This is a genomic window from Pseudoxanthomonas composti (genome assembly GCF_004122095.1).
Taxonomy (GTDB): Bacteria; Pseudomonadota; Gammaproteobacteria; order Xanthomonadales; family Xanthomonadaceae; genus Pseudoxanthomonas_A; species Pseudoxanthomonas_A composti.
This window is the reverse complement of record NZ_SAWZ01000004.1, coordinates 240438-253529: the sequence shown is the minus strand read 5'-3', so window position 1 is coordinate 253529 and position 13092 is coordinate 240438. Positions and strand designations below refer to the sequence as shown.

Annotated in this window: 12 protein-coding genes; 6 read left to right on the top strand and 6 right to left on the bottom strand. The window is 69.3% G+C overall.

The window, feature by feature from the left end; translation table 11 throughout:
• Window positions 1-52: 52 nt before the first annotated feature.
• Window positions 53-841 carry a TatD family hydrolase gene (locus EPA99_RS09535; protein WP_129470986.1) on the top strand — a complete coding sequence of 263 codons (789 nt, stop codon included), beginning with the start codon at window positions 53-55 and terminating at the stop codon, window positions 839-841.
• Window positions 838-1197, top strand: a complete 360-nt coding sequence (locus tag EPA99_RS09530) for a hypothetical protein (protein ID WP_129470985.1) — start codon at window positions 838-840, stop codon at window positions 1195-1197. The genes EPA99_RS09535 and EPA99_RS09530 overlap by 4 nt, the downstream gene beginning before the upstream one ends.
• Before the next feature lie 19 nt (window positions 1198-1216).
• Here EPA99_RS09530 and EPA99_RS09525 read toward each other — a convergent pair whose 3' ends face one another.
• From EPA99_RS09525 to EPA99_RS09510, 4 genes are all read right to left on the bottom strand, one after another.
• Complete coding sequence (locus EPA99_RS09525) at window positions 1217-1744, bottom strand: hypothetical protein (RefSeq protein WP_129470984.1); 528 nt, start codon at window positions 1742-1744, stop codon at window positions 1217-1219.
• A gap of 63 nt (window positions 1745-1807) precedes the next feature.
• Window positions 1808-2758 (bottom strand): 2-dehydropantoate 2-reductase, encoded by a 951-nt coding sequence (panE, locus tag EPA99_RS09520; protein ID WP_129470983.1) that lies wholly within the window; start codon window positions 2756-2758, stop codon window positions 1808-1810.
• A gap of 33 nt (window positions 2759-2791) precedes the next feature.
• Window positions 2792-3604, bottom strand: coding sequence for an ABC transporter permease (locus tag EPA99_RS09515; protein ID WP_129470982.1), 813 nt, complete (start codon window positions 3602-3604; stop codon window positions 2792-2794).
• The gene (locus EPA99_RS09510) at window positions 3601-4656 is read right to left on the bottom strand and encodes an ABC transporter ATP-binding protein (RefSeq protein WP_129470981.1); all 1056 of its coding nucleotides are present in this window, start codon (window positions 4654-4656) and stop codon (window positions 3601-3603) included. The genes EPA99_RS09515 and EPA99_RS09510 overlap by 4 nt, the downstream gene beginning before the upstream one ends.
• Window positions 4657-4770: 114 nt before the next feature.
• On the opposite strand from EPA99_RS09510, the gene EPA99_RS09505 reads away from it, so the two are divergent.
• The 4 genes from EPA99_RS09505 to EPA99_RS09490 all read left to right on the top strand — a co-directional run bounded on the left by EPA99_RS09505 (window position 4771) and on the right by EPA99_RS09490 (window position 9008).
• Window positions 4771-5523, top strand: coding sequence for a ferredoxin--NADP reductase (locus EPA99_RS09505; protein ID WP_277751643.1), 753 nt, complete (start codon window positions 4771-4773; stop codon window positions 5521-5523).
• Window positions 5524-5623: 100 nt separating this feature from the next.
• Window positions 5624-7087, top strand: coding sequence for an alpha/beta hydrolase (locus tag EPA99_RS09500; RefSeq protein ID WP_129470980.1), 1464 nt, complete (start codon window positions 5624-5626; stop codon window positions 7085-7087).
• Window positions 7084-7830, top strand: coding sequence for an ABC transporter ATP-binding protein (locus EPA99_RS09495; protein WP_129470979.1), 747 nt, complete (start codon window positions 7084-7086; stop codon window positions 7828-7830). The genes EPA99_RS09500 and EPA99_RS09495 overlap by 4 nt, the downstream gene beginning before the upstream one ends.
• Window positions 7827-9008, top strand: a complete 1182-nt coding sequence (locus EPA99_RS09490; RefSeq protein ID WP_129470978.1) for an ABC transporter permease — start codon at window positions 7827-7829, stop codon at window positions 9006-9008. Before EPA99_RS09495 ends, EPA99_RS09490 begins: the two co-directional genes overlap by 4 nt.
• A 1155-nt stretch (window positions 9009-10163) precedes the next feature.
• Here the strand turns inward: EPA99_RS09490 and EPA99_RS09485 are convergent.
• Both EPA99_RS09485 and mnmE read right to left on the bottom strand, forming a co-directional pair.
• Entirely contained in the window at window positions 10164-11201 is a 1038-nt protein-coding gene (locus EPA99_RS09485) for an energy transducer TonB (protein WP_129470977.1), read from the bottom strand.
• Window positions 11202-11613: 412 nt separating this feature from the next.
• A complete protein-coding gene (gene mnmE / locus EPA99_RS09480) occupies window positions 11614-12972 on the bottom strand; it encodes a tRNA uridine-5-carboxymethylaminomethyl(34) synthesis GTPase MnmE (RefSeq protein ID WP_129470976.1) in 1359 nt (452 codons plus the stop codon).
• Window positions 12973-13092 lie beyond the last annotated feature (120 nt).

The window sequence follows — 13092 nt, the reverse complement described above, 5'->3', positions numbered from 1 at the left end:
GCGCCGACCCAGCCCCCCTACAATTGGCCACCCACGTCACCTCCCGCAGTCCATGCAGCTCATCGATATCGGCGCCAACCTCACCCACGATTCCTTCGACCGCGACCGCGAGGCGGTGCTGCAGCGCGCTCGTGCGGCCGGCGTGTCGCAGCTGGTGATCACCGGCGCCAGCCGCGAACATTCGCCCAGGGCGCTGGCGCTGGCGCGCGCGCATCCCGGGTTCCTGTTCGCCACCGCCGGTGTACACCCGCACCACGCGGTCGAGTACACCGAGGAGTGCGATGCCGAAATGCGCGCCCTGCTCGCCCAGCCCGAAGTGGTGGCCGTGGGCGAATGCGGGCTGGACTACAACCGCGACTTCTCCCCGCGCCCAGCCCAGCGCCGGGCCTTCGAGCGCCAGCTGCAGAGCGCGGTGGACACAGGCAAGCCGCTGTTCCTGCACCAGCGCGATGCGCATGCGGATTTCATGGCGATCATGAAGCAGTTCGACGGGCAGCTTGCCGCCGCGGTGGTGCATTGCTTCACCGGCACGCGCGAGGAATTGTTCGATTACCTGGACCAGGACTGGCACATCGGCATCACCGGCTGGCTGTGCGACGAGCGCCGCGGCGCGCACCTGCGCGAGCTGGTGCCGCACATCCCCTCCGACCGCCTGATGATCGAGACCGACGCGCCCTACCTGCTGCCGCGCACGCTCAAGCCCATGCCCAAGGATCGCCGCAACGAGCCGGCGTTCCTGGCGCATATCGCCGAGGAAGTCGCGCGCGACCGCGGCGAGGAGGTTGCCGCCACCGCCGCGACCACCACCGCCACGGCGCGCGCGTTCTTCGGTCTGCCGTGAGCCCGCGCGCAGCGGCCACCACTGTGCTGCTGCTCGTCCTGGCCTGGGGCACGCCCGCGTTGGCGCAACCGGACTGCGCGCGGCTGCATCAGCATGCGCAGGACATCCAGCCCGCGCTGCCAACGCCACGGGCGGCCGTGGTGATCGCTGCCGGTCGCACCGCCTTCCACAGCGGACCGGATGCCAGCTGTCGAAGCAAGGACTCGTTCGTGATCCGCGGTGACGCGCTCACGGTGCACCGCCAATGGAATGGCTGGATGCAGGTGCGTTACCGGGCGCGCGATGGCCAGGTCTACGACACCTGGGTGCTGGGCGAACGTGTGCAGCTGCAGGCGGAAGTCAGCGGCGCGCCCTGAGCGCGGCCGGCCTTGCGCTTCACTCCGATTCGGCTTCGACCTCGGCGTCCTCGGCCTTGGTTTCCTGCATGGCTTCCGGCTCCAGCTCCTCGGCCCCCTTGTTGAGCCGCACGAAGAGGCCCCAGGCGATCAGCAGCGCCGCCGCCGCGCCGCCCACCGAGGCCGCATACGGCAACTGCTCCGGGCTTTCATGGACCAGTTCGAACACCGAGATCAGGGTTTCGATCGACAGCGCGATCACCACAACCACCATGAAGCGCGACAGGTAGCGGCGCACCCGCGTGGGGTTGCTGACCTTGACGTCGCGCTGCACCTCTTCCTCGAAGATGGTCTGGCCCAGCTCCATCGATACCAGGGCGATGGTCAGCAGGCCGATGCACTCCAGGATGGTGTTGAAGCGCACGCGCACGGTGGCTTCCGGGGCGGCATGCACGAAGCTGTGCCATAGCTCGCTGGCACTGAGCCACATCAGCGACAGGCCGCAGGCCACGAACAGGGCGATCACGATGATGTGACCGGACAGGAAGATTTTCTCGAACCACTTCATGACCGGCACTCGCAGCGGGGCCCGCATAGCGTGCGCAGGGCCGCGTCGCGGCCGCGCGAAGAATCAGGCGGCGGCTTCGGCCTGGCGCCCGGCGCTGTAGGCCTGCAGGTGGATCCAGGCCGCCTGCAGGCAGGGCGTGGCGATGCCGGCCGGGGCGGCGCGGTGGACCATGTCACCGACGATGTGCGCCCCTTCCACGGCCTGGCCGGCCTGAAGGTCGCGCAGCATCGAGGCGGTCAGCTTGGAGCCTGGCTCGGTCAGGATCCCGCGCATGGCCTGCTGCTTGTCCAGCGGCACCGGGTGCCCGGCGGCCTCGGCCACGGCCAGGGTCTCGGCGTAGGTCGCCTCAATGAAGGCCTGGCCGCCCTCGGCCGCCACGACCTGCCCCACCGGCGCCCGCATCAGGCAGGTCACGGCGGCCAGCGCGCACAGGAAGCTGTACTTGGTCCACTGCTCGGTGGCCATCTGGGTGCTGGCCAGGTGCTGGATGCCGGCCTGTTGGCACAGGGCAGCCAGGGCGGTGACGCGGTCGGTGAGCGCGGCGGTGTCGCGCTCGCCGAAGGTCATGGACGCGGCCTTGCCGAAATGCTGCACCTCGCCGTTGGGTCCTTTCATCGCGCTGATGAAGCACAGCCCGCCCAGCACGCGTGGCGCGCCGAAGGCCGCATCCAGCGCGGCGTAGTGCGCCAGGCCGTTGAGGATCGGCAGTACCGTGGTCCCTGCGCCCACCGCCGGGGCGATGGCGGCGATCGAGCTGTCCAGGTCGTAGGCCTTGCAGCTGAGCAGCACCAGATCGAACGGCCGCGCCTGCGCCTGGGCGGGCAGCGCCTGGGCCACCACGAACTGCACCGGCAGGTCGGCATCTCCCAGGGCGCTGCGGATCTGCAGGCCATGCGCCTTGAGCTGCTCGGCCCGGCCGGCGCGCACCAGAAAGGTCACGTCCGCCCCGCCCTGGGCCAGGCGCCCGCCGAAGTAACCGCCGGTTCCGCCGGCACCGAGGATCAGGATGCGCATGTCATGTCGTCCGGCATCGAGGAAACTCCGCGCTCAGCTGCGCAGGCCTACACCACGCTTGAGCAGCCACAGCCCCAGCGCGCTCAGCGCCACCACGAAGCCGATCATCAGCGCGAAGGCCACCCACAGCGGCACGTCCGAGCTGCCCAGCAGGCCGTAGCGGAAGGCGTTGACCATGTAAAAGATCGGGTTGGCGTGGGTGGCCGCCTCGGCCCAGCCCGGCAGCAGCTTGACCGAATAGAACACACCGCCCAGGTAGGTCAGCGGGGTCAGGATGAAGGTCGGCACGATGGCCACGTCGTCGAACTTCTTGGCGTAGACGGCATTGATGAAGCCGGCCAGGGAGAAGATCGTCGCGCCCAGCAGCACCGTGGCCAGGGTCACCAGCGGGTGCGGGATGCGCACGGGGGTGAAGAACATGGCGATGATCAGCACGATCACCCCGACCATCAGCCCGCGCAGCACCGCGCCGGCCACGTAGCCCCACAGGATCACCCAGTTGGGCATCGGGCTGACCAGCAGCTCCTCCACATGACGGCCGAACTTGGCGCCGAAGAAGCTGGAGCTGATGTTGCCGTAGCTGTTCTGGATCACGCTCATCATCACCAGGCCCGGCACGATGAACTGCATGTAGCTGTAGCCGCCCATGTCGCCCACGCGCGAGCCGATCAGCCCGCCGAAGATCAGGAAGTACAGGGTCATGGTGATCGCCGGCGGCACCAGGGTCTGGCCCCAGATGCGCAGGATGCGCTTGACCTCGCGGCGCACGATGGTGCCCAGCGCGACCAGGTGCGACTGCAGGTTTGTTTGTTCGTTCACGCCTTGCGCCTTTTCGATATGGCTCATGACTGCCCTCCCTGGCGCGACGACGTCGGCTTCGGAGGCTCCTGCCCGGCCATCCCTGGCCGGGCGCCAGGCGACGCGGCAGACGCCTCGATGGCGTCCGCCGAGCTCGCGTCGCCAGGCCCGGTCAGGCGCACGAAAAGCTCTTCCAGGCGGTTGGACTTGGTGCGCATGGAGCGCACGCGGATGCCGGCCTGGTCCAGCCGGGCGAAGATGCCGTTGAGGTCCATCGCCCGCGGCATCTCGATATCCAGCGTGTGCGCATCGGCGCGCACCAGCAGCACGCCTTCGATGGCCGGCAGCAGGTCCGGCAGCGCGCCGTCGATGTCCAGCAGGAAGCCTTCCACGTCCAGCTTGGCCAGCAGCGCCTTCATCGGGCCCTGCTCGACGATGCGGCCGCGGTCGATGATGGCCAGGTTGCGGCACAGGCTCTCGGCTTCTTCCAGGTAATGGGTGGTGAGGATGATGGTGGTGCCGGCCGCGTTGATCTCGGTCAGCGTCTTCCACATGCCGCGACGGATTTCGATGTCCACCCCGGCGGTGGGCTCGTCCAGGATCAGCAGGCGCGGGCGGGTCATCATCGCCCGGGCGATCATCAGCCGGCGCTTCATGCCGCCGGACAGGGTGCGGCTCATCATCTGCGCCTTGTCCCACAGCTGGGCGCGGCGCAGCTCCTCCTCGGCGCGGCGTTCGGCTTCCTTGCGCTCCACGCCGTAGAAGCCGGCGTAGTTGACCAGGATGTCGAAGGGCTTCTCGAACAGGTTGAAGTTGATCTCCTGCGGCACCAGACCGATCAGGCGCATGGCCGCGGCACGGTCGGCGCTCAGGTCCACGCCGAACACCCGCACGCTGCCGGCGGTGAGGTTGACCAGCGAACTGACGATGCCGATGGTGGTGGACTTGCCGGCGCCATTGGGGCCCAGCAGGGCGAAGAAGTCGCCCGGCATCACATCAAGGGACAGGCCGCGCACGGCCTGCACGCCATTGTCGTAGGTCTTGGTGAGCTGCTGGATGGACAGGGCCGGCACGGGTGCGGCCTGGGAAGCGGACGTCATGGAATTCCCGGAGTGGAGGACGCCCAGGGGGCGGCGTCGGATGTCTCGGCGATCAGCCGCCTATTATATTCCCCCCGCCGGAATGGCCCGGCGCAGACAGAGCGTTCCACCGCCTTGGCCATTGTCACCTTCCCCCTGCAGCTGACCGGCCGGCGCATGCTGGCACCCAGCGTGGCCCACCTGAGCTTCGTGCGCGGTGACGGCCAGGCCCTGGACTTCACGCCTGGGCAGTTCCTGCAGGTGCACTTCGATTACGCCGACGGCACCGCCACCCGCCGCAGCTATTCGCTGGCCAGCCGGCACAGCGGGCCCCTGCACGCGGGCGGGACCGTCGAGATCGCGGTGAGCTACGTGCCGGGTGGGGCGGCCACCGCGCTGTTCGAGGCGCTAGAGATCGGCCAGAGTGTCCAGGCCAGCGGACCCTTCGGGCGCTTCACCCTACAGCCTGGGGATGTCAACGCGCGCTACCTGCTGCTGGCCACGGGCACCGGGGTCACCCCCTACCGCGCCATGCTGCCGACGCTGGCGCGGCTGATGGAGCAGCGAGCAGTCGAGGTGGTGCTGCTGCAAGGCGCACGCACCGTGGAGGAATTGCTGTACGGCGAGGAATTCCGCAGCTTTGCCCAGGCCCATCCGCCCTTTCGCTACCTGCCCTGCCTCTCGCGCGGCCTGCCGGCCAGCCCGCATGCGGACATGCGTCATGGCTACGTGCAGCAGTTCCTGGAGGAACTGGCCCCGGACCCGGCGCGCGACATCGCGTATCTGTGCGGCAACCCGGACATGGTCGATGCCGGCTTCGAGGCGCTCAAGGCCAGGGGGCTGACGCCCGCCCAGCTGCGCCGCGAGAAGTACGTCAGCAGCCGCTAGAGGCGCCAACGGCACCATCGCCCCTGCCTTCGGTCACATTCGCCCGGTGGCGACGTCATGGCAGCATGGCGGCGGATTTGGCCGCGTCAAGGAAGCCTCAATGCGTCATCGACGATTACTGACCCTGCTGCTGATCGCGGCCGCCGGCGCCCCCGCCGCGCAGGCCCGAACGCTGGGGTCGCTGGACTTCAAACCCTGCTCGCTGAGCTCGCCGCTGGGCGGCACGCCCGTGGAGGCCCAGTGCGCCACCCTGCAGGTACCGGAAAATCCCGCGGCCCCGAACGGCCGCAAGATCGGCCTGCGCATCGGCTGGGTGCCGGCCGAGCGCGACGACGCGGCCGAGCCCGACCCGGTCTTCATGATCGCCGGCGGCCCCGGCCAGTCCGCGCTGGACAGCTACGGCCAGGTCGCGCCCGCCTTCGCCGAGATCAACAAGAAGCGCCATGTGCTGCTGGTGGACCAGCGCGGCACCGGCGGCTCCAACAAGCTCGCCTGCAAGGAGGCGATGGACGAGAGCACCACGCCCACCGCGCAGGCCGCCAGCGCCTACACCCGCCGCTGCCTGGCCGAGGTCTCGCACCACGCCGACCCGCGCTACTACACCACTGGCGAGGCGATCGGCGACCTGGAGACGGTGCGCAAGGCCATCGGCGCGGCCAGGATCAACCTGGTCGGCATCTCCTACGGCACCCGCGTGGCCCAGCAGTACGCGGCCACCTACCCGGACAGCACGCGCAGCCTGGTGCTGGACGGGGTGGCGCCCAACTCGCTGGTGCTGGGCGCCGACTTCGCCCGCAACCTGGAGAACGCGCTGGACCTGCAGTTCGCGCGCTGCGCCAAGACGCCAGACTGCACGCGCAAGCTGGGCGACCCGCGGCAGAAGCTGGCGGCGCTGATGCAAAAGCTGAAGACCGACCCGCCGCTGGTGCGCTACCGCGACCCGCGCAGCGGCCAGCAGGCCGAGGAACGTCTGACTGCCGGCCACGTGGTGGCCCTGGTGCGCATGTCGGCCTACCTGCCGATGATGTCCTCGATCCTGCCCTTGCAGTTCGAGGAAGCCGCGCAGGGCCGCTACGACAGCCTGATGGCCGCCTCCAAGATGATCACTGGCGAGCTCTCCGACAGCATCACCATGGGCATGCAGCTGTCGGTGATCTGCGCCGAGGACGGGGACGAGCTCAGACCCGATCCGGCCGACGCCGACACCCTGCTGGGCAACGACTTCGCCGAGTTCCTCAGCGCCCAGTGCAAGGTCTGGCCGAAGGGCACGCGCGCGGCGAGTTTCCGCAAGCCGCTGACCGGCCAGGTGCCGGCGCTGCTGGTGTCCGGCGAGTTCGATCCGGTCACCCCGCCGCGCTACGGCGATGCGGTGGCCAAGACCCTGCCCAATGCGCGGCACCTGGTGCTGCGCGGCCAGGGCCACAACGTCATCGGCGTGGGCTGCATGCCGCGCCTGCTGGGCAGCTTCCTCGATACCACCAATGCCAAGGCGCTGGACGCGCAGTGCCTGGCCAGGCTGCCCTACACCCCGCCGTTCACCGGCTTCTACGGATGGGACCCATGATCGAGCTGCAGGATTTGCATAAGACCTTCAAGACCAAGGCCGCCACGGTGAAGGCCGTGGACGGGGTGGGCTTCACCGCGCGCGACGGCGAGATCACCGGCCTGCTCGGTCCCAACGGCGCCGGCAAGACCACCACGCTGCGCATGCTCTACACCCTGATGCAGCCGGACAGCGGCCGGGTGGTGGTCGATGGGCTGGACGTGGCCACCCAGGCCGAGGCCGCGCGCCGCGCCCTGGGCGTGCTGCCCGATGCCCGCGGCGTCTACAAGCGCCTGACCGCGCGCGAGAACATCGCCTACTTCGGCACGCTGCATGGGCTGGACGCGGCCACCATCGCCGAGCGCACTCAGCGCCTCGCCAAGGCGCTGAACATGGAGGACTTCCTGGACCGCCGCACCGAAGGCTTCAGCCAGGGCCAGCGCACCAAGACCGCCATCGCCCGTGCGCTGGTGCACGATCCGCGCAACGTGGTGCTGGACGAGCCCACCAACGGCCTGGACGTGATGACCACCCGCGGGCTGCGCGAATTCCTCAAGCAGCTGCGCGGCGAGGGCCGCTGCGTGGTGTTTTCCAGCCACATCATGCAGGAGGTCGCCGCGCTGTGCGATCGCATCGTGATCATCGCCAAGGGCACGGTGGTGGCCCAGGGCACGGCCGACGAGCTGCGCGCGCAGACCGGCGAGGACAATCTTGAGGATGCCTTCGTCAAGGCCATCGGGTCGGAGGAGGGCCTGCACGCATGAGCACGATGAAGAGTCTGTGGATCGTGATGCGCAAGGAACTGCTGGACCTGTTCCGCGACCGCCGCACGCTGCTGTTGACCATCGGCCTTGGCCCGATCCTGATGCCGCTGCTGCTGCTGGGCATCGGCACCCTGGGCGAGAAGCGGGTCAAGGACCTGACCGAGAAGCCGCTGGACCTGCCGGTGGTGGGCAAGGCGCACGCGCCCAACCTGATCGCCTGGCTGGAAGGCCAGAACGTCACCATCAAGGACCCGCCGAAGGACATCCCGGCGGCCATCGCCAGCCAGGCCGAAGACCTGGTGCTGCGTATTCCCGCCGACTACGGCGACAAGTGGCGCGCCAGCGAGCCGGCGGCGGTGGAGATCCTGTTCGACAGCACGCGCCAGGATGCGCAGGTGCCGGTGCAACGCCTGCAGGGCCTGCTCAATGGCTATGGCGCGCAGGTCGGCGCCCTGCGCCTGTTCGCCCGCGGCGTGAACCCCGGGGCGATGGCCGCCGTGCAGGTGCAGCGGGTGGACCTGTCCACGCCGGAAGCGCAGCGTGGACGTTTTGCCGCCGCGTTCCTGCCGTACTTCCTGATCCTGTCGGTGTTCATCGGCGGTGCGCACGTGGTGTTCGACAGCACCGCCGGCGAGCGCGAGCGGCAGTCGCTCGAGCCCCTGCTGGCCACGCCCGCCCCGCGCAGCGGCATCGTCAGCGGCAAGCTGGCCGCGGCCTGCGCGGTGTCGATGCTGGGCATCGTGCTGACCCTGCTGTCGTTCAAGCTGACCGCGCAGTTCTCGCCCACGGTCGGCCGGCAGATGTCGGTGGGCTTCGGCGCCATGGCCCAGCTGCTGGCGGTGCTGCTGCCGATGGCGGTGATCGGCACCTCGCTGCTGACCTTCCTGGCCGCCTCGGCCAAGAGCATGAAGGAAGCCCAGAGCCATCTTGGCTGGCTGATGCTGCTGCCGATGATTCCCAGCATCGTGCTGATGGTCAATCCGCTCAAGACCGAGCTGTGGCAGTTCTCCGTGCCGTTCCTGGCGCAGAACCAGCTGATCCTCAAGATCGTGCGCGGCGAGCTGGTCACCGCACAGCAGTGGGGCGTCTACCTGGGCTGCGCACTGACCCTGGGCGCCCTGCTCTGGTTCGGCGCGGTGCGGCGCTACCACAACGAACAGCTGGCCATCTCCGGTTGAGGCCGACGCGACGCTGCGTTCGATGAAGGAAAGGCTCGCGCGTGGAGCGCGAGGCCCCGAGTCTCAGCGCAGCGCGCCGCACGGTGGACAAGCATCGCGTCATCCACCCCACGTAGGGTGGACGACGCTCCTTCATCCACCACCGCCGCGAAACGAACAACGCGGATGTGCGGAGTCGTGTCGCCTCTCCCACGATGAAGCCAGCCGTCGCGGCTTTCTCGCGATCTTTCCGCGGCCGTCGCCCTGGTGGACAAGCTTCGCGTTGTCCACCCTACGTAGGGTGGATGACGCTCCTTCATCCACCACCGCCGCGAAATGAACGACGCGGATGTGCGGAGTCGCATCGCCTCTCCCACGACGAAGCCAGCCGTCGCGGCTTTCTCGCGATCATTCCGCAGCCATCGCGCTGGTGGACAAGCTTCGCGTTGTCCACCCTACATAGGGTGGACAACGCTCTTCCATCCACCACCGCCGCGAAACGAACAACGCGGATGTGCGGAGCCGTGTCGCCGTTCCACAACGAAGCCAGCCGTCGCGGCTTTCTCGCGACCTTTCCGCAGCCGTCGCCCTGGTGGACAAGCTTCGCGTTGTCCACCCTACGTAGGGTGGATGGCGCTCTTCCATCCACCACCGCCGCGAATCGAACAACGCGGACGTGCGGAGCCGTGTCGCCGTTTCACGACGAAGGTAGCCATCGCCGCTTTCTCGCGATCATTCCGCAGCCGTCGCGCTGGTAGACAAGCTTCGCGTTGTCCACCCTACGTAGGGTGGAGAACGCTCTTCCATCCACCACCGCCGCGAAACGAACAACGCGGATGTGCGGAGCCGTGTCGCCGTTTCACGACGAAGCCAGCCGTCGCGGCTTTCTCGCGATCATTCCGCAGCCATCGCGCTGGTAGACAAGCTTCGCGTTGTCCACCTTACGTAGGGTGGATGACGCTCTTCCATCCACCACCGCCGCGAATCGAACAACGCGGACGTGCGGAGCCGTGTCGCCGTTCCACGACGAAGCCAGCCGTCGCGGCGTTCTCGTGATCTTTCCGCAGCCGCCGCGCTGGTGGACAAGCTTCGCGTTGTCCACCCTACGTGTGTGGATGACACGCCCCCACCCACCTTCGCGGCCACGCACACAGGGTGGCGTGGCCGCGTGCACCCTCAATCGCCGCTGCCGCCGCCGGAATTGAAGGCGATGGTGCGGCGGGTGGTGACCGGGGCGTCCACCGGCTCGAACTTCCAGCGACGCACCGCGTTGAGCGCCTCGCGATCGAACACGCGGATCGGCTGAGCGCGCACCACGCGGGCGTTGGTCACCGAACCATCCACGCCCACGGTGATCTCCACCAGCACCTCGCCGGAGGTGCCCGAGCGCAACGCGTCGGCCGGATAGCGCGGCGCGGGGGCCGCCACCACGCGCAGGGTCGGCGTGGCCGGCGCACTGACCGTCCGCGGTGCGGGTGACGGGGCGGGCGTGGCCGGCGCGGGCGTGGGCGTGGGCGCCTCAGTGGCGGCCGGGCGCGGCTGCGCTGCGCTGCGCTCGGCTTCAGCCGCGCGGCTGGCCTGCTCGCGTTGCTGCTGGGCGGCCAGCGCCTCGGCCGCCTGCTTCTGCTCGGCGGCCTGGGCGGCCACGCGTTCGGCCTCTTTCTTCTTCTTGTCCGCCTCGGCCTTGGCCGTGGCCTCGGCATTGACCTCGCGCTGGGCGATGCTGCGCTCGGCCGCGGCCAGGCTCTGCTTCAGGCGCGGCAGCGCCGGGGCGTTGGCATCGGTCTTTTCGATCAGCGCGGCCAGTCGCTGGGCTTCGGCCAGGTCCTCGCGCGCCAGCGATTGCTCGGCGGCGATCAGCGTGTACGGCAACAGGTCGGTCAGTGCACTGTTGACCGCCGGGTCGTTGGCTTCCTTGTCGCGCAGCGACAGGTAGTACTCCATGGCGTTGTTGCCGCCCGGCGAGTAGATGCGGTTCTCGGCCAGGGCCTTGCTGGCGGCCTCGCGCAGTTGCTCGGCGCCCATGGCCTTCACGCCGGGCGCGACCGCCGTTTCAGCCGTCACCGCCGGGGTTTGCGTGGCGGCAGCCTGGGTCGCGGGCGCCTCGGCGGGCGCGGGCGCATCGGCCTCGTTCTTGGAGCAGGCCGCGATGGCCAGCACCAGCAGTGCAGGCACAAGCAGGCGCGATTTCGCCGAAATCGGGTCGTGCGACATGTACGTTTTCCCCAGTTGCCGCCGCAGGCGTCCGTGGCCTGCGGTGTGCGGACCCGCCTGGAGCGGGTCTCCTTCTAATGGCCCGGCAGTGCGGCGCGCCGGGTTCCTCGTACGGACGTCATGATCTTATGTGCGCCGACCCGTCGCCCGCCACGGGGTCATTGTGACCGGCGTCACCAAACCATGATGCAGGATGCCTGCCAATCTCGGCAGCAAGCCTCTGGTGGCGGCGGGACGTCGAGGTCCGCATGCCAGCCACCACTCTCGGCAGCGCCCAAGGTCGCTGCACGCCTCGTCGCTGGTACAGGCCAATGCTCGGCCTTTCCCCTGAGCAACCTGATCCGCACACCGCATCCCGGAGGCGCTTGTCGGTCTGCGGCAGGGTCTGGGCGACGGCCTGCCCCCCCTTTTGCTACTTGCCGATGCAGAAGGTGGAAAAGATATGGCCAAGCAAGGCATCGGGTGTGACCACGCCGGTGATCTCGCCCAGCGCGTCGTGGCTCAGCCTCAGCTCCTCGGCCGCCAGCTCCAGGCGCTCATGGCGCACGCAGTCCAGGCCCAGGGCCAGGTGCGTCGCTGCCAGCTCCAGCGCGGTGACGTGGCGCGCGCGCGCGGTGAATTCGCCTTCGCCGCCTTCCGGTGCGTTCATGCCCACCAGCGCATGCAAGGTGCGCTGCAGGCGCTGCAGGCCCTGGCCATGCATGGCCGAGACATGCACGGTGTCGTCGGTGTCGGTGACGGTGGCCGTGTCCAGCAGGTCGGCCTTGTTGTGGATCCACAGGCGTTTGGGCACCTCGGCGATCGCATCGGCCACGGCCGCACGGCCGGCTTGGAGCGCGGTGGCGTCCAGCACCACCAGGGCGATGTCGGCGCGCTGCAATTCCGCGCGCGCCCGGCGCATGCCCTCGCGTTCGATGGCATCGCCGCCCTCGCGCAGGCCGGCGGTATCCACCAGCGTCAGTTCCAGTCCGTCCAGGTGCACGCTTTCGCGCAGCACGTCGCGCGTGGTGCCGGCGATATCGGTGACGATGGCGCGCTCGCTGCCGGCCAGTGCGTTGAGCAGCGAACTCTTGCCGGCATTGGGCGGCCCGACGATCACCGCATGCAGGCCATCGCGCAGGCGCCGCCCGCGCTGCGCGTCGGCGATCAAACCCAGCAAGGCCGTCTGCGCCACTTCCAGCCCCTGCCTGACAGCGGCCCCGCCCAGCGTGTCCAGCGGCTCGTCGGCGAAATCGATCGCCGCCTCCACATGCACCCGCAGCGCCAGCACCTGGTCGGCCACGCCGTGGACGCGCGTGGAGAACGCCCCGTCCAGTGCGCGCCGCGCCGCCCGCGCCGAGCGCACGTCCGCCGCGGCGATCAGGTCGGCGATGGCCTCGGCCTGGGTCAGGTCGAACTTGCCATTGAGAAACGCCCGCTCGCTGAACTCACCTGGGCGTGCGTGGCGCGCGCCCAGGCGACAGGCCAGCGCCACCAGCTGGCGCAGCACCACAGGGCTGCCGTGCGCCTGCAGTTCCACCACGTCCTCGCCGGTGAAGCTCCGCGGCGCCGGAAACGCCAGGGCGATGCCGTCGTCCAGCAGCTGCGCCTGCTCGTCGCGGAATCTTGCGTAGTGCGCGCGCCGCGGCTGCAGCGGGCACCGGCAGATGCGCGCGGCGATGGACAGGGCCTGCGGTCCGGACAGGCGCACGATGCCCACGCCCCCGGCACCCGGGGCGGTGGCGATCGCGGCGATGGTGTCTTGGGGCTGGAGGTTCACGGCTTCTCCCATAGCAGGATCGGGCTGGCTGAGACGTGGATGAGCACCGCCAGTCCCGCTCGGTGAGGTCCACTGGCGAGCGCGTTGCGACGTGCGGCCCGCATGCGCGAAGCCCGCCTTGCGGCGGGCTTC

Excerpts from the sequence above, each read along its gene's own strand:
- EPA99_RS09535 (WP_129470986.1), top strand. The coding sequence starts at position 53 with ATGCAGCTCATCGATATCGGCGCCAACCTCACCCACGATTCCTTCGAC.
- EPA99_RS09525 (WP_129470984.1), bottom strand. The coding sequence starts at position 1,744 with ATGAAGTGGTTCGAGAAAATCTTCCTGTCCGGTCACATCATCGTGATC.
- panE (WP_129470983.1), bottom strand. The coding sequence starts at position 2,758 with ATGCGCATCCTGATCCTCGGTGCCGGCGGAACCGGCGGTTACTTCGGC.
- EPA99_RS09515 (WP_129470982.1), bottom strand. The coding sequence starts at position 3,604 with ATGAGCCATATCGAAAAGGCGCAAGGCGTGAACGAACAAACAAACCTG.
- EPA99_RS09510 (WP_129470981.1), bottom strand. The coding sequence starts at position 4,656 with ATGACGTCCGCTTCCCAGGCCGCACCCGTGCCGGCCCTGTCCATCCAG.
- EPA99_RS09500 (WP_129470980.1), top strand. The coding sequence starts at position 5,624 with ATGCGTCATCGACGATTACTGACCCTGCTGCTGATCGCGGCCGCCGGC.
- EPA99_RS09495 (WP_129470979.1), top strand. The coding sequence starts at position 7,084 with ATGATCGAGCTGCAGGATTTGCATAAGACCTTCAAGACCAAGGCCGCC.
- EPA99_RS09490 (WP_129470978.1), top strand. The coding sequence starts at position 7,827 with ATGAGCACGATGAAGAGTCTGTGGATCGTGATGCGCAAGGAACTGCTG.
- EPA99_RS09485 (WP_129470977.1), bottom strand. The coding sequence starts at position 11,201 with ATGTCGCACGACCCGATTTCGGCGAAATCGCGCCTGCTTGTGCCTGCA.
- mnmE (WP_129470976.1), bottom strand. The coding sequence starts at position 12,972 with ATGGGAGAAGCCGTGAACCTCCAGCCCCAAGACACCATCGCCGCGATC.